The following is a 14935-nucleotide window of genomic DNA, read 5'->3' as shown; positions in this document are numbered from 1 at the left end:
ATAAAAAAAACAAAAAAAAAAACCCCCCCCCCCCCCCCACCAACCCCCCCCCCCCCCCCCCCCCCCCCCCCCCCCCCCCCCCCCCCCCCCCCCCCCGCGGAGCTCAGCGCTTCATGAGGGCGAACACGCCCCAGCCGAGCAGGTGCCGCTGGAAGCGAACGTAACGCATCGGCTCGCGCGACAGCTCGGCGCGCAGTTCGGGCGCGAGCTCGTCGCCGGGGTTGGCGTCCAGCCAGGTACGCAGGTTGCGCCACTGGGCGGCGACGTACCGGTCCCAGCTGTCCTCGTCGGCGAGCACCATCTCGACGACGTCGTACCCGAGCCCGTCGAACAGCTCGAAGAGGTCGGGCAGCGTCCCGAAGTCGTCGCGCGAGGTCGCGTGGCACGCCTCGACGGCCTCCTGGCTGGGCGGTTCGGCCCGCCAGAACACCTCGCCGATCAGCATCGTGCCGCCCGGGCGCAGGCTGCGCTCCAGCAACGCGACCGTACCGGCGGTCCCGCCGCCGATCCACGTCGCGCCGACGCACGCCGCGACGTCGACCGGCTCGCCGGTCACGTACGTGGAGGCGTCCCCGTGCGTGAACGTCACCTGCTCGCCGACGCCGAGCTCGGCGGCTCGCTCGCGGGCGGCGGCGAGGAAGACGGTGCTGATGTCGACCCCGGCGCCGGTGATCTCATGATCACGGGACCAGGTGCACAACATCTCACCCTTGCCGCAGCACAGATCGAGCACGGTGGCTCCGGGCCGCAGCCCGATCGCCGCGCCGAGCGTGGCCAGCTTCTCAGGGGTGAACGGGTCGATGATCCGGTGGCTGCTCTCCCGGATGGTGAAGCTACGTGACAGATCCAAGATCGTGAGTCCTTACGTGTGATGGCTGATGTACCGGGACGGTCAGCTCATCGACACGCATAAAAGCAACTCCTCCGTCACGAGATGGTGATCGCGACCCTAGCCCTCCGCGGATTCCGGCGGCAATCGAATTTCCTCATGCCCGTCCTCGTGCTCGCGCTCGTCTTCGTGCGCGTCGAGAAGGTCCAGATAGCCCTGAACGGCCTCCCACAGGTGGTGCTCGGGGTATCGCCCCAGGCTGCGGTGCCGCCGGCGCCACTGCCGGTCCCAGTACGAGTCGCGTACGGCACGCAGATGGTCCAGCGCCGCCCGCAACTCCCCGGCGACCTGGGCGGGCTCCTCCTGAGGCCGGGACGTCACCTCACGGACCCGGTCGAAGCGCCGCTCGGCCAGCGCGTCGAGCACGTCCTGCTCGGGCCCGTCCAGCGACCAGAACCGCACCGGGTCGTGGATGCGATGGTTCTCCACCGGATCCAGATGGGAGCGCCACCAGTACGCGACCCCGCCCTGGTCCAGCCGGAGGAAATCGACCAGCCACGCGGTGCCGGGCGGCTGGGAGCCCCAGGTCACCTCCTCCGGCGGGAGGTTCAGCACCAGGACGATCTCGAGGTGATCGACGGGGTCGGCACCCGTGAGCAGGTCGCCGAAGACGTGCGCGGCGCGCAGGAAGGGTTCGTCCGCCGGCACGCGGCGGGTCTGCTCGCAGGCCTGGGCGAGCTGCCGCAGCCTCTCCACCGCTCGCCGGTAGCGCATCCTCCGCTCGCCTCCCTGTCCCGGACTCGCGACCCAGCGTACGGTCTCCCCACCCCCCTCCAGCCGCCCCGCCCGCCGCCCCCTGCCGCTGGCCGCCCCAGACCGTCGGCCACCCCCGACCGCCAGTCGCCCGGCGACCGCCAGCCGCCCTCATGCCGTCAGCCGCCTCGGCCCGTCACCCGCGCCTGGCCGCTGCTCTGTCACGAGCGTCGCGTCAGGGCCGGTGCCTGGTAGGCCCATTGCCAGGCCAGCTCCAGCGGCCCGCGACTGAACCGGCGCAGCCACAACGACGACAGCACCATGAACAGCACGCAGATCCCGGCCCACGCCACCGGCACCCACCACGGCCGCAGCCCATCGAACCGATCCGTCAGCCCCAGACCCCAGCCGTAACAGAGGACACTGGCCGCCAGATTCTGGAAGACGTAGCAGGACAGCGCCGTACGCCCCACGTCCGTGATCCCCCTCCTGAGCACGCCCGGCGCACCACGCATGCCGAGCACGATCGAGGTGATCAGCCCCAGCAGACCCAGAGCGACCAGCGGCGCCACGAGATATCGGTCGACGGCGAACCAGGCCGGCCCAGCGAAGGAGGTGGCCAGGTTCAGCGGCACACCGACGCCGAGGCCGATGACGATCAGCTTCCTCCGCAGGCCCGCGCCGTCCTCCTCGAAGACGCCGGCGCGCAGCAGGCGGGCGCCGAGCAGGAACAGCACGATGCCCATGGGGATGATGAACACCAGCTCCGCACGGAAGACGGCGACATGCCGCAGACGGAAGGCGACCTGGTCGAGCCAGCCGTCCTGGGGGTAGATCGGGATGCCGCCACCCGTCGGCCCCGCCATCAGGGCTGCCGTGATCAGAGTCACCATGGCGACGTGCACCGCCCCCGCGGCGACCATCCAGGCGGTGACCGCGCGGCGGCTCCTGCCCACCAGGTACGCCACGATCATCGAGGTGATCGCGTACCCCATCAGCACGTCGAACTCGAAGACCAGCACGTAGTGCAGCGCCCCCTCGGCGAACAGCAGCGTCGCGCGCCAGAGATACCTGCCCGGCCATGTCAGCCCGCGCCGGACCGCGCTGCGGTACTGCAGCTCCAGGCCGACGCCGAAGAGCAGGGTCAACAGCCCGAGGAACTTGCCGTTGGACAGGAACCGCAGGAACGTCTCCACCACACCGACGCCGCCCCCGAACTGAAGGAACTCGGCGGACCCGCCGGGCGCGGTGAAGATCCAGATGTTCGTGCCGAGCGTGCCCATGATGGCCACGCCCCGTAACACGTCAAGCGCGTCGATACGTCTGGTCACACCATCAAGCCTGGTGGCGGGGTGGCTGCTCCCTGTCGTCCCGTCGGGCGAAATGAGCCGTACATCGATCGATGTACGGCCTTACATCTTTGGTCAATCCCCGAAGCCACCATCAGCAGCGGATCCCGCTATCCGGCTCGCCGCGCGACGTCGATCAGTCTCCCCAGCGAAACGGGCGGCCAGGTCAGGGACTCGTGCACCGATAGGCGGAAGGAGTCTGGGTGTCGCCGTTGGGGCGGCTGGCCTGGAAGCCGAACGTCGTGCTCTGGCCGGGCGCGAGCGTGCCGTTGTGACCGGCGTTCCTGACCGTGACGGTCTGGCCGCTGACGGTCAGCGTGGCGTTCCAGGAGCCGGTGACGGCATGCCCGCTGGGCAGCGTGAACGTCACCGTCCAGCCCGTGGTCGTGGCGGTCCCGGTGTTGGCGACCGTGACCGGCTGGATCACGTAGCCGGTGCTCCACTGGGTCTGGGTGGTCGGGGTGGCCGTGCATCCGCCGGTGGTGCCGCCCGGACCGGTGGTAACCGTGACCGTGTTGGACACCGGCGACAAATTGCTCGCCGCGTCGCGGGCGCGTACCTGGTAGCGGTAGGTGGTGGCGGCGGTCAGCCCGGTGTCGGTGAACGAGGCGGTCGCCGCGGTGCCCACCTGCGTGAAGGTGCCGCCGGACGAGCCCGGCGCGCGCAGGACGTCGTAGCCGGTCACGCCGACGTTGTCGGTCGAGGCGGTCCAGGTCAGCGTGGTGCCGGTGGAGGTGGTCGCGGAGGCGGCCAGGTTGCCGGGGGCGGTCGGCGGGGTGGTGTCGGTTCCGCTCGTGGCGGGCGGGATGCGGATGATGCGGTCGTCCTGGGCAACCGGTGTGCCGCGGCCGTCCCGGTTGCTGGTCGTCACCCAGAGCCAGCCGTCGGGTCCGAGCGCGACCGCGCGGAGGCGTCCGTACACGGACTGGAACTCGGCCACCGGCGTGCCGGGAGTGCCGCTGCCGGTCAGCGGCACCGTCCAGAGGCGCCGGCCGCCCAGCGCCGCGGCGAAGAGCGTGTTGTTGGCGTACGCGAGCCCGCTCGGCGACGCCTCGGCGGTCGTCCAGGTGACGATGGGGTTGCGGAAGGAGGAGTTGCCGCAGTTGCCTTCGCAGGTGGGCCAGCCGTAGTTGCCGCCCGCGACGATCTGGTTGATCTCGTCCCAGGTGTTCTGGCCGAATTCGCTGGCGTACATCCTGCCTTGGGAGTCCCAGGCCAGGCCCTGCACGTTGCGGTGGCCGTAGCTCCAGACGCGGGATCCCGCGAACGGATTGTCCGAAGGCACCCCACCGGTTGGCGTCATGCGCAGGATCTTGCCGGCGGGGCTGTTGAGGTTCTGGGCGTTGCTGGTGTTGCTGGCGTCGCCGGTGCTCAGGTAGAGCATGCCGTCCGGGCCGAACGCCAGGCGGCCGCCGTCGTGGATGGTGGCGCTCGGGACGCCGGAGAAGATCACCGTCTGTGTCTGAGGGGCGCTCAACTGGAACCTGACCAGGCGGTTGTCCCCGGCGGTGCTGGTGAAGTACGCGTACACCCAGCCGTCCCTGGCCGCGATGCCGAGCAGGCCGCTCTCACCGGAAGCGCTCACCCCGTTCACGGTGGCGACCTGGGTGGGGGTCTGGCCGGGCCGTACCTGGAGGATCCGCCCGGTGTTCCGCTCGGAGACCAGCGCGCTGCCGTCCGGCAGGAACGCCAGCCCCCACGGCACCTGCAGCCCCGTGACGGACACCTCCGCCCTGGCGAAGTCGAAACCCCCGAGCACCTGAGCGCGTGCCTCGGGAGCGCTGACGATGAGGGCGATCAGGGCCAGAATCAGGGCAGGTACGACACGGGCGCGCATGACGGACTCCTTGACGGGATCACGTGTGCGGACCCCAGCACCGTAGGCATCGCAACCGCGGGACCTCAATCGCCGCGACCCGCGCGTCCCGCCCATCTGCGACGACAGCCACGTGGTGACTGAAACTTTCAACATCCGGCGCTTACGTATTCAACCCACCCTTTCCGATCCCTGTCGCCCGGCACTCACCCGGAAGAGGAGCACCGACGAGGGCCACGGCAATGCCGCCGGCAGCTCCCACGATGATCACCTCCAACCCGCTCCCCACGAACGCAGTCAAACCCGCCTGGGTACGAGGATGCGCCGCTCACGGGAGGCCATACGGCGCTTGATGGGCTCGCGCGAGTCCTGGTAGGTGTGCCACGCGTAGTCTGGAAGAGGGATGCTCGCCGGTCGAGCTCGACCATGACGCGGGAGACGGGTGAGCACACGCGCACTCGGGGGGTGAGCCCGATGAAGCCTCACGACGTCTGGTCCGCAGGCACCGCAGCAGTCGCAATAACAGCCGCACTGTTCACCGGCACTCCAACGGCCACAGGGCACTTGCCCACCGGCACATCGACGGCCACGGGGCAGGCGGCCGAGTCGCGGCTCGCCCAAGAATGCACCCCTCCACCGCTGCCGGGCAAGGTGGTGGACGTCGACCTGACCGACACGGCCGGCGCAGCGCCCATGCGCCTGACCGTGAAGCCGGCCAAGGTCACAGCAGGCACCGTGTCTCTCCGTGCCTCCAACACCGGCACCCTGGCCCACGAGGTGGTCGTACTGCCACTCGCGGCGGGTAAGCCCATCGGGAAGCAGCCGATCGGAGCCGACAGCCGCGTAAGCGAGACGGGCTCCATCGGCGAGGCGTCCCACAACTGCGCCGCAGGCGAGGGCGGAGGCATCGCCCCCGGGTCCGCAGGCTGGGCGACGCTGACCCTGCAGCCTGGACGGTACGAGCTGATCTGCAACTTCCCGGGGCACTACGCCATGGGCATGCGCGCAGAACTCGACGTCACCCAGTAACCCACATACCAATCAGCAACCAGCCGAGCCAGCTCCACCCCAAAACCACGCCACTCAGCACCCCACCCGCGCCAAGCCAAATACCGTCACCCCTTCACACCCGCCCCCAGCCTTCGCCCGCTCGCCCCCAGCCGTCACCCGCCCGTCGCCAGGCTTTACCCGCCGTCTACCGGCCTTGGCACTCCCGTCGCGGGCCTTCATCTGCCCGTCGCCAGCTTTCACTCGCCGCTCACCGCCCTTCGCTCGTCTGAGCCCTGCACGGAGTCGGCACGGGTTTTGGTCTGTCCGCCTTGGGCTTTGTGACACTGATCACCCAAGCGCCTTATGCGGATTTGTCCACAGAACGTCGGAGACCACCTCACTAACGTCCTGCCCTGTCCGAAGAGATCCGTAAGACCAACCGGAGGCAGGTACCCATGAACACTTTCGAGCAGATCAGCAACGGGCGTATCCAGTGGCGGCGTGCAGTGGCCGGCGCGGCCATCGCGGCGCTGGCCTCGACCGCGGCCCTGGCCGTCACCTCGGCACCGGCCAGCGCCGCCCCCGCCACGTTCACCAGCGCCAAGGTGGCCAACGCAAAGGTGGCCAGCGCGGCCAAGACGTACTACTTCACCGCAGTTCTTCTCGGCAAGAACGAGGTGCCGGAGGCCGGCAAGAAGGTCAACGACCGGAACGGCCTGGCGGCCGCGAAGTTCCGCATCAAGGGCAACCGCCTCTACTACTTCGTCCAGTGGAAGAAGGTCGCCAAGCCCACCGCCTTCCATATTCACCGGGGCAAGGCCGGCACGAACGGCCCCGTTGTCATCGACCTGCTGTCCAACGGCACCACCCGCGGCAACACGAGCTCCGGCTCCGTCCGTGTCAAGGACACCAGCGTCCTCAACGGAATCAAGAAGAACCCGAAGAACTGGTACGCCAACCTGCACACCTCCGAGTTCCCCGACGGCGCGGTCCGCGGCCAGCTCCACGGCGCCCACCACTGGTAAACATGCTGAAAGGTGCGCAGGCCAGGGCCGAGCCGCAGCGCGGGCACGTCGGCGCGGCCCCCTTGCTCATCGAGCCAGACACCAAGGGCCCACCAGGCAGCTGAGGTCAAAACCGGCAAACGTCATCATCGGACGCCCAGACCTAGCAAACGAACGGCCCAGCACACCGTGAGCACCGTGAGCACCGTGAGCACCGATCCGTGAGCACCGTGAGCACCGAACGCCGCCTGCATCGCGAGCACCCGCGATGTCGGCGCCGGCCGCGACCGTCTGCAGCCAGGTATCCCCAGGAAGGCTGAGATCGGTCTGAGCCAAATGTCCAAAGGTGTCGGGTGACCTTTGATCGACATTCCCTGACGCTCGCGATCCGTTCGCTTACTATCTGATGTGCCCGTGCTGAGCCGGATATCGACAGGAGGCGACGAATGGTCGCGGAGTCCGAGACGTCGGTAATGGCACGGTGACGTTGCTCGCGGGCCGTTATCGGCTGCTTTCGCAGCTCGGCCAGGGCGGCATGGGCACCGTCTGGCGGGCGATGGACGAGCTCCTCCGACAGGAAGTGGCCATCAAGGAGGTCCGGCTCCCGTCGGATTTAGACGAGGCGTCGCGGGCCGAACTGGCCGAACGCACGCTCCGGGAAGCGCGCGCCGCGGCGACGCTGCGCTCCCACCCGTCCATCGTCACCGTGCACGACGTGGTCCTGGACGACGGCCGGCCGTGGATCATCATGGAACTGGTGCGCGGCCGCTCCCTCGACCGGGTCGTACGCGATGACGGCCCGCTGCCGCCGCACCGCGTAGCCGAGATCGGCATGCAGATGCTCGACGCCCTCGGTGCCGCGCACGCGTCCGGCATCCTGCACCGGGACGTCAAACCCGCCAACGTCCTGCTCCCCGACGACGGGCGGGTGCTGCTCACCGACTTCGGCATCGCGACGATCGCCGGGGACACCGGGCTCACGCAGACGGGGATGCTGACCGGCTCGCCCGGCTACATCGCCCCGGAGCGCCTGCGCGGCGAGGCCGACGGCCCGCTCGCCGACCTGTGGTCGCTCGGCGCCACGCTCTTCACGGCGGTGGAGGGCGGCCCGCCGTTCCCCCGCCCGAACGAGGCCGCGGTCCTGGCCGCCGTACTGATGCAGGAGCCCGCCCCTTTCCGGCTGGCCGGCCCGCTGGCACCTGTGCTGGCCGCGATCCTGGAGAAGGACCCGGTACGCCGCTGCTCCCCGGACGAGGTGGCCGGCTGGTTGAGGACCCTCTCGCGGGGCGAGACGACGGACGTCCCGACTTCGCCACGGACGCGGACTGTCCCGGGCAGCCGCCCACGCCGGCGTCGCCGCGTCCAGGTCGTGGGTGCCCTGCTCGCGGTGGTGCTGGTCGTGGCGGCAGGGGTGGCGGTCGTGCCGTACCTGTTCCCGAACGTCATCCGCGTACTCGGCGCCATGCTCGCGCCTCCGATCACTTATACCTATTCCCCGCGGCCGACGTTCGGCTCGTCGCCGGAGGCCACCCCGGTCATCTCCCGCGACTTCGAGGCATGCGATCTGCTGACCAGCGCCCAGACGCGCTCGCTGTTCGGCGGTCCGATGAAGCGCCAGTTCCTGACCGACACCGCCTGCTCCTGGTCCAATAAGGACGCTTCCAGCCTGAACATCATGGCGTTCCGCTTGCCGAGCGCCTCCGCGGCCAACTTGACTCATGATCAGATGGTCAAGTACATGGAGGACGAGCCGAAGCGCAACGAAAAGACCAAGATCCGCACGGGGCCGAAGGTCGGCGACGAGGCGTTCAGCTACACCCGGCAGGTGCCCAACTGGCCGTGGCGAGTCTACGAGACCAAGATCTCCTTCCGACTGTCGAACGTCGAGGTGACCATCACCGTCAGAGCCCGACGCTCCGGATTCGGCACCGCCGACCGCGCCGCCAAGCTCGTCGCCACAGCCCTCAACAAGTACCGCTAGCACCCCACTGAACGACGCTCCTTCACTCCGCGGATGGCACCGGCGGCTTCTCCGGCAGCACTTCGCCCCAGTGTCAGCAGGCTGAGGTGCAAGGGGCGGAGGCGAAAAGGCTGCGACTGTTGAGGTGTAAACGACGGAAGCGGATGAGGTGAAGAGATGGAATCGGCTGAGGCGAGGGACCGAGGTGGGGCTGCCGTCGTATCCGCCGAACATCATTTGCCTGACCAGCAGAAACGACGGAGGTAGACCCGTTCCGCGGTCGCCAGTCGACCTGAGAACGTCGGTGGCCTGCGACGTGAAATCCGCCGCAGCCCTGGACGGACGAAGCCGGCGTGCGGCGCGGGCGTGAAATCTGCCGCAGCCCTGGACGGATGAGGCCGGCGTGCGGCGCGGGGGCAGCGGTTGACGGGGGCGGGTCCGCGTGCTGCGGCACCGGTGGTCGGCCAGGCATCGGATGACCACGTTCCGGGCGACCATGCAGGCGGGCCACGCCGAGCCCGGTGAGCGCGGCGTGGCCCGGTTCGCCTACTGTGCCTGACGGCCGTCGCAGAACACCTCGTTGACGAGCCTGTTCAACGCCTTGGGGAACACCGTCGCCGTGTCGACCGCGGCGTCTCCGGAGGTCAGCGAGGCGGTCAGGACCTTGCTGCCGTCGGGCGTGCTGTACATCAGCGATCCGTAGCCCCCGGGAGGGCTGCCGTCGTGGTTGAGGACGATGCCGGCGCAGTCCGGGCCGGTGTCCAGCACGTACAGCCCCAGGCCGTAGCTGCCGAAGAGGCCGGCGCTCCTCGGGTCCGGCGTGCTCATCTCGGTCATCAGCGCGGCTGGCAGGAGCTTGCCGCTCACCAGCGCGGACATGAACGTCTGCACGTCCTTGGTCGTCGAGATCATGTTGCCGGCGCCGGCCAACAGGGAGAGATTCTGGCGGGTGACATCGACCACCTTCCACTGGCCGGCGTCCTCGTACCGGTAGTAGCCGTGCGCGTGTGGTCCGGGGAGGTCCGGCCGGTTGCCCGGCACCGAGGTGCCCGTCAGCCGTAGCGGCCCCAGGATCCGGCGCTGCATCTCCTCGGCGTACGGGCGGCCGGTGACCTTCTCGATCAGCAGTAGGGCGAGGGTGTAGTTGGTGTTGGCGTAGCCCCAGCTCGTCCCGGGCGCGAACTTGGCAGGCTTGGACAGCGCGAACCGTACCAGTTCCTCCGGCTGGTAGGACTTGAACCGGTTGTCCACCCACTCCTTGCCCACGGAGGGCAGGCCCGGCACCCATACGCCGTCGGCGTAGGCATCGCCGGTGTAGTTGAACAACCCGCTGGTGTGCTGCAACATCATCCGCACGGTGATCCGCGGGTCCAGGCCCAGGTCGGGCAGGTAACCGGCCACCGAAGCGTCCAGCCCGACCCTGCCCTCGGCCACCAACTGCAGCACCACGGTCGCCATGAAGGTCTTGGTGGTGCTGCCGATCCAGTAGCGCCCGTTCGTCGGCGGCTTGGCGCTCTCGCCCAGCTTGCGCACCCCGGCGCTGCCCACCCAGTCGCCCCGCTCGTCGTGGACGCGCATCTGCATCCCGGCGAAACCGTCGTCGATCCACTCCTGGATGGCTTTATGCAGCTCAGGACGGTCCTGTGCGGTAGCCGCGGCGGGGGTGGCCACCCCGGCCACCAGAGCGGCTGCCAGCACCGTGACCGCCGCTCGCCGCAAGACCTTGCTGCGGTGGGGTACGCCGAAGATAGTTCTCATGGTTCCTCCCGGAGTCGATGGGGATGCAGCAGCCCGTCAGGCGGCGTCGAGGGCCGCGGTGATCTTGCGAGCCATGTCGGTCAGGGTGGGGCTGGGCCGGCCCTGGTGATCTCCGGTGGAGGCTTCGACGGCGACCATGACGGTGCTGCGGAAGTTGTCGGCCTCGGCCGGGTCCTGCTGCCTGAGCAGGTTCATGGATGCGGTCAGCGCCGGCAGCACCTGGTCGGCGAGGGCAGCCACGGTCTTGCCGTACTTGACGCCCTTGGGCGCCTTGGCGAGCACGTGTCCGACGGGGCCGGTGGCGGAGGTCAGGGCGATGGAGCCCTCGGTGGCGACCTTGTGGGCCGAGCCGGCGGCGCCGGCGGCGGACATCAGCGAGACGGCGCCCCACGCGGCGGTCCGAAGGGTGAGCTTGTCCTGGTCGGTGAGGGTGATGGCCATGGTGATGCGCTCCTCAGAACTGTTGGGGATTCGGTTGGGCGGGCAGGCGTTCAACCGTTCATGGCGTTTACGATCGCCGACCGCTCTGATACCGGGCCGTCGCCGTCCTGACACGGCCCTTACAGCTGCTCCCGCAGCCACGCCGCGATCTCGTAGCCGTAGGCGGGTTAGCAACGCCGAATAGCTGAGGTGCAGCGGGTGCTGCCGGGCCAGGCTGCTGAAGCACGGCCCGGGCCCAGCTCGAGCAGCGCGTGTTAGCCGGTGGTGAGCAGCGTGCGCAACGCGTCCGAGAAGCGCACGGTGTGGCGCAGGTGGGCCGCCCAGGAGGCCGGGTGAACACGTGTGCCGTCGTGACGTGTGTGATGGCGCGCCACGCCACGGTCGAGGACGCCATCACGGCCCGGGGCTCGGATAACGGCCATGAGCCCCAAGCTGGAGCGTTGACGCAGGTCCCTTCCAGTGACGGATTGCCCTGTCTGAGTGCAATTTCGGCCTGGGCGCGGAGGGACGAGTCTGGTCAGCCAAATGTGTTGGATCTCCGGCGCATACTACGGAGCCCCCGAGGCGGTCGATGTGAAAGGGGTGGAGGCGCCCCGAGGTGAAAGGCTCGAGGCTGGCGAGGCGCAAGCGGCGGAGTCGACCCGACGTGAAAGGTCCGAGGTTGGCGAGGTGTAAGCGGCGGAGTCGGCCCGATGCGAAAGGCCCGACGTGAAAGGCCTGAGGCTGCGAGGTGGAAGCGACGGAGGCGGTGGAAGCGAGCGGCCGGAAGCGGCTGAGGTGCAAGGGGCCTCGTGTGCCCGAGGGCCGCAGCTCCCATACCGTCGTGGGACGCCGTCCGTGTGGGTCAGTTGTGGTCAGGCGTCGCGACGGGTGATTGCCAGGGCTGCTGCGACGAGGAAAATCGTGACATAACCGGCGAGGATGGCGCTGGCCGACGAAGGGGCGAAGGCGCCGGAGTCGGGGACGCCGGCTAACTGCCTCGTCAGTGAGGGGATCGTCAGGGAGCCTGTCCAGTCGTTCCAAGGGGCGGGGAGAAAGCGCTCGATCACGGTCGGGGCCGTCAGGAAGGCGACCAGTGCGATGAGTGCTCCCGGTGTCGAACGCAGAATCGTGGCCAGGCACAACCCCATCACCGCTGCGACGGCGGAGCCTGCGCCTGTCGACAGCACCTCGGACAGGGCGGTCGGTTCGGAGAACGAGGCGCCGATCGGGCGTCCGCCTACCACCGCCTGTGCGGTGAAGTAGGTGGCGAACGCCAGCACCTGACCCGTGATCGCGGCCACGGTGGCCACCACGGCGGCCTTGGCCAGGAGCAGGATCCACGGGCGTCGGAGCGTGGTCAACGTCAGCCTGATCATGCCGGTGCTGTACTCGCCGGAGATGGCTAGCACGCCCAGCATGCCGAAGAGCACGGGAGGAATGTCGGCGCTGAAGGTGAGTCCCGTGCCGACGGGTTCGCCGCCGGGACCCTTGGTGTCGAAGTAGCGCGAGATCGAGAGGGCGGCGAAGCCGGTGAGCGCCACGGCCGAGAGCGTGGAGGCCAGGACGTAGTAGGTGGATCGGAGCGAGCGCAGCTTGAGCCATTCCGATGCGACGACGTTGATCATTGGGTTATCTCCATGAAGGCCTCTTCCAGCGATGCCTGGCGGGGTGTCAATTCGTGGATGGCGCAGCCGTTCGCCAGGGCGACATCGCCTATGGCGGCTGCTGACAAGCCGGTCACCAGCAGCTCTCCTTCGGCCCAGGAGGTAGAAGTCGAAGGCGTGCTCGCGCCGGACGTCTGGGTGCGGCGTACGGTTGCACCCGCCGCTTCGAGTGCCCCGGTCAAGCGGGCCGCGTGGGGCGATCGGACCGATACGTCGCCTTGGAAGCGGGCCAGCAGCTCCGCCATCGAGGTGTCCTCGATCAGCTGACCGCGGCCGATGATGATGAACCGGTCGGCGGTGAGGGACATCTCGGTCATCAGATGGCTCGACAGGAGGACGGTCCGCCCCTCGGCCGCCAGAGACCTCAGCAGCGTCCTGAGCCAGCGGATGCCGTCGGGGTCGAGGCCGTTGACCGGCTCGTCAAGAATGAGCACCCCCGGGTCGCCGAGCAGTGCCGCCGCGATGCCGAGGCGCTGGCGCATCCCCTGGGAGAACCCGGCGATCCGCTTGCGCGCCGCGCCGGCCAGGCCGACCTCCTCGAGAACCGCTATGACTCTGTGGCGCGCGATCCCGCCGGCATGTGCCAGCGCCTGGAGGTGATCGAACGCGCTGCGCCCGCCCTGCACCTCGGTGGCATCGAGCATGGCACCGACCTCACGCATGGGGTCATGGAGGTCGCGCTTGCGGACGCCGTTGATCAACGCCTTGCCCGAGGTGGGCGCGTGAAGGCCGAGGATCACTCGCATGGTGGTGGACTTGCCGGCCCCGTTGTGGCCGAGAAAGCCCGTGACCTGTCCGGGCTTGACGTCGAACGTCAGCCCCGAGACCGCCCGCGTGGAACCGTACACCTTCGTCAGATCTATGACTTCGATCATTTCCCCACCCGTTGAATCAGCTCGGCCGGGCAGCGCGTGCCCCGCGCGGGCAGCGTCCCCGCGGTCAGGTAGGCGAGGACATGCCGCCGCAGGCAGGTGTTGGCAGCCCACGCCGCGTGGCCGTCTCCGTGCCACAGGACCTGCGCGGACGGAACCTGCTCCGCCACGTGCTGCTGCCCGAGGTAGTTGGTGTTGTTGTCGAGCTCCCCGATGGCGAAGAGGATCGGTGGGACGTCCTTCACCCGCAGCGGGTGCGGCGCCCAGGACGCGCCCCCGCTGCGCCCCCAGCACCGCCCGAGCTCGAAGCGTCCCTCGATCCAGCCGAACCGCGGCGCGATCTCACGAAGCCTGGCCTCGATGCCTTGGAACTCCTCGTACGTCGGCAGCTTCGGCATGAAGTCGTTGCACAGGGAGTCCTGGCTCACGGACGAGCCGCCCTGATCCGGCGCGAGCTCAGTGAGAAAGCCGGCGGCGTCGCCGTCGAGGGCCTTGCGGATGGCAGTCGCGAATCGCGGCCAGTACGCCGGGTTCATGCCTTTGACCGCGCCCGCGTACAGCTGTCCCTCGTGCACCGTCCTGCCGGACGACGCCGGCAGTGGCGCGCGGCGCACTCTTGCGACCAGTTCGTCCCATGCCTTGCCCGCATCTCTGCCGTGCAGGGCGCAGTCCGTACGGCGGGCGCACCAGTCACGGAAGCGGGTGAGATGTCGCTCCTGGGTCCGCGCGTAGTTGCGCAACCAGGGCTCGAACTCCTGCTGGGTGTGATCGGCGGTCCCGTCGAAATACATCCGCTCCACCCGCTGCGGGAACAGCTCCAGGTAGGCCTGGGCGTAGACGGTGCCGTAAGAGTTGCCCGCGTAGCGGAGCTTCTCCTGGCCGAGTGCGGCGCGTAGCGCGTCGATGTCGTGCGCCACGTTCCATGCCGTCATTCCGTACCACGCCGACCTGGCCGTCTTGCGGCAGCTCGCCTGATGGGCCGCGTTCTTGGCGGCGTGAGCGTCCCAGTCCTGCTTCGTCCGCGCCAGGACCAGTCCGAAGACGGAGGCCGAGGGCTTCTCGCAGCTCACTCTCTTGTCGCTGCCGGGCTCGGACATCCCGCGCGGATCCAGGGCGATGACGTCGAACCGGCTCCGCAACTCCTTGAGCAGGGTCGGCAGCTCCGGCGGGATGTCGGGATCGTCTCTCTGCCTGAGCATCACCGTGCTGGTGGCCGGGCCTCCGAAGTTGACGATCAGCGGGCCCATGCTCCTGCCCGTCGCGGGCATTCTGGCCACGTGCACCGAGGTCTTGGGGCCGCCCGGATCGGCCCAGTCCACGGGAACGACCAGTTCGGCGCATCGCAGGCCGTCACCACATTCCTTCCAGGCGAGGCGATACTCTTGCGCCGACGCCAGTGCGATGCCGCCGAGCGAGAGGGCGAGGCAGGCAGCGAGGCTCAGGGCGATGAGTGTGCGTCGATCCATGCGGGAAACGATCCTGCACGGCGGTGGGTGCGCACATCGGAGCCAGATCCG

Annotated in this window: 13 protein-coding genes; 3 read left to right on the top strand and 10 right to left on the bottom strand. The window is 69.0% G+C overall.

Annotated elements, in window-relative coordinates; translation table 11 throughout:
- Positions 1 to 103: 103 nt before the first annotated feature.
- The 4 genes from ACIHFD_RS61635 to ACIHFD_RS61620 form a co-directional block, all read right to left on the bottom strand.
- Positions 104 to 850, bottom strand: a complete 747-nt coding sequence (locus tag ACIHFD_RS61635) for an SAM-dependent methyltransferase (protein ID WP_397374896.1) — start codon at positions 848 to 850, stop codon at positions 104 to 106.
- 99 nt (positions 851 to 949) lie between these two features.
- Positions 950 to 1603 carry a hypothetical protein gene (locus tag ACIHFD_RS61630; protein ID WP_397374895.1) on the bottom strand — a complete coding sequence of 218 codons (654 nt, stop codon included), beginning with the start codon at positions 1601 to 1603 and terminating at the stop codon, positions 950 to 952.
- Positions 1604 to 1803: 200 nt separating this feature from the next.
- Complete coding sequence (locus ACIHFD_RS61625; protein WP_397374894.1) at positions 1804 to 2913, bottom strand: DUF418 domain-containing protein; 1110 nt, start codon at positions 2911 to 2913, stop codon at positions 1804 to 1806.
- A 184-nt stretch (positions 2914 to 3097) separates the two neighbouring features.
- The gene (locus ACIHFD_RS61620) at positions 3098 to 4768 is read right to left on the bottom strand and encodes a PQQ-dependent sugar dehydrogenase (protein WP_397374893.1); all 1671 of its coding nucleotides are present in this window, start codon (positions 4766 to 4768) and stop codon (positions 3098 to 3100) included.
- A gap of 543 nt (positions 4769 to 5311) precedes the next feature.
- Here ACIHFD_RS61620 and ACIHFD_RS61615 point away from each other — a divergent pair.
- The 3 genes from ACIHFD_RS61615 to ACIHFD_RS61605 all read left to right on the top strand — a co-directional run bounded on the left by ACIHFD_RS61615 (position 5312) and on the right by ACIHFD_RS61605 (position 8722).
- On the top strand, positions 5312 to 5776 hold the full coding sequence (locus ACIHFD_RS61615; protein ID WP_397374892.1) for a plastocyanin/azurin family copper-binding protein: 465 nt from the start codon (positions 5312 to 5314) through the stop codon (positions 5774 to 5776).
- A 416-nt stretch (positions 5777 to 6192) separates the two neighbouring features.
- A complete protein-coding gene (locus ACIHFD_RS61610) occupies positions 6193 to 6762 on the top strand; it encodes a CHRD domain-containing protein (protein WP_397374891.1) in 570 nt (189 codons plus the stop codon).
- Between the two features lie 460 nt (positions 6763 to 7222).
- Entirely contained in the window at positions 7223 to 8722 is a 1500-nt protein-coding gene (locus ACIHFD_RS61605) for a serine/threonine-protein kinase (protein ID WP_397374890.1), read from the top strand.
- Positions 8723 to 9247: 525 nt separating this feature from the next.
- Here the strand turns inward: ACIHFD_RS61605 and ACIHFD_RS61600 are convergent.
- The 6 genes from ACIHFD_RS61600 to ACIHFD_RS61575 form a co-directional block, all read right to left on the bottom strand.
- A complete protein-coding gene (locus ACIHFD_RS61600; RefSeq protein WP_397374889.1) occupies positions 9248 to 10459 on the bottom strand; it encodes a serine hydrolase domain-containing protein in 1212 nt (403 codons plus the stop codon).
- A 36-nt stretch (positions 10460 to 10495) separates the two neighbouring features.
- Positions 10496 to 10900, bottom strand: a complete 405-nt coding sequence (locus ACIHFD_RS61595; RefSeq protein WP_397374888.1) for a hypothetical protein — start codon at positions 10898 to 10900, stop codon at positions 10496 to 10498.
- A 254-nt stretch (positions 10901 to 11154) separates the two neighbouring features.
- Positions 11155 to 11322, bottom strand: a complete 168-nt coding sequence (locus tag ACIHFD_RS61590) for a hypothetical protein (RefSeq protein ID WP_397374887.1) — start codon at positions 11320 to 11322, stop codon at positions 11155 to 11157.
- A 432-nt stretch (positions 11323 to 11754) separates the two neighbouring features.
- A complete protein-coding gene (locus tag ACIHFD_RS61585) occupies positions 11755 to 12507 on the bottom strand; it encodes a hypothetical protein (protein ID WP_397374886.1) in 753 nt (250 codons plus the stop codon).
- Positions 12504 to 13421, bottom strand: coding sequence for an ABC transporter ATP-binding protein (locus tag ACIHFD_RS61580; RefSeq protein WP_397374885.1), 918 nt, complete (start codon positions 13419 to 13421; stop codon positions 12504 to 12506). The genes ACIHFD_RS61585 and ACIHFD_RS61580 overlap by 4 nt, the downstream gene beginning before the upstream one ends.
- Positions 13418 to 14884 (bottom strand): alpha/beta fold hydrolase, encoded by a 1467-nt coding sequence (locus tag ACIHFD_RS61575; protein ID WP_397374884.1) that lies wholly within the window; start codon positions 14882 to 14884, stop codon positions 13418 to 13420. The genes ACIHFD_RS61580 and ACIHFD_RS61575 overlap by 4 nt, the downstream gene beginning before the upstream one ends.
- Positions 14885 to 14935: the final 51 nt, after the last annotated feature.

This window comes from Nonomuraea sp. NPDC051941 (genome assembly GCF_044593615.1).
The sequence above is the reverse complement of the archived record's forward strand: the minus strand, read 5'-3'. Positions and strand labels throughout refer to the sequence as shown.

Coding starts and splice junctions, on each gene's coding strand:
- ACIHFD_RS61595 (WP_397374888.1), bottom strand. CDS start 10,900: ATGGCCATCACCCTCACCGACCAGGACAAGCTCACCCTTCGGACCGCC.
- ACIHFD_RS61590 (WP_397374887.1), bottom strand. CDS start 11,322: ATGGCCGTTATCCGAGCCCCGGGCCGTGATGGCGTCCTCGACCGTGGC.
- ACIHFD_RS61575 (WP_397374884.1), bottom strand. CDS start 14,884: ATGGATCGACGCACACTCATCGCCCTGAGCCTCGCTGCCTGCCTCGCC.
- ACIHFD_RS61585 (WP_397374886.1), bottom strand. CDS start 12,507: ATGATCAACGTCGTCGCATCGGAATGGCTCAAGCTGCGCTCGCTCCGA.
- ACIHFD_RS61620 (WP_397374893.1), bottom strand. CDS start 4,768: ATGCGCGCCCGTGTCGTACCTGCCCTGATTCTGGCCCTGATCGCCCTC.
- ACIHFD_RS61610 (WP_397374891.1), top strand. CDS start 6,193: ATGAACACTTTCGAGCAGATCAGCAACGGGCGTATCCAGTGGCGGCGT.
- ACIHFD_RS61580 (WP_397374885.1), bottom strand. CDS start 13,421: ATGATCGAAGTCATAGATCTGACGAAGGTGTACGGTTCCACGCGGGCG.
- ACIHFD_RS61630 (WP_397374895.1), bottom strand. CDS start 1,603: ATGCGCTACCGGCGAGCGGTGGAGAGGCTGCGGCAGCTCGCCCAGGCC.
- ACIHFD_RS61600 (WP_397374889.1), bottom strand. CDS start 10,459: ATGAGAACTATCTTCGGCGTACCCCACCGCAGCAAGGTCTTGCGGCGA.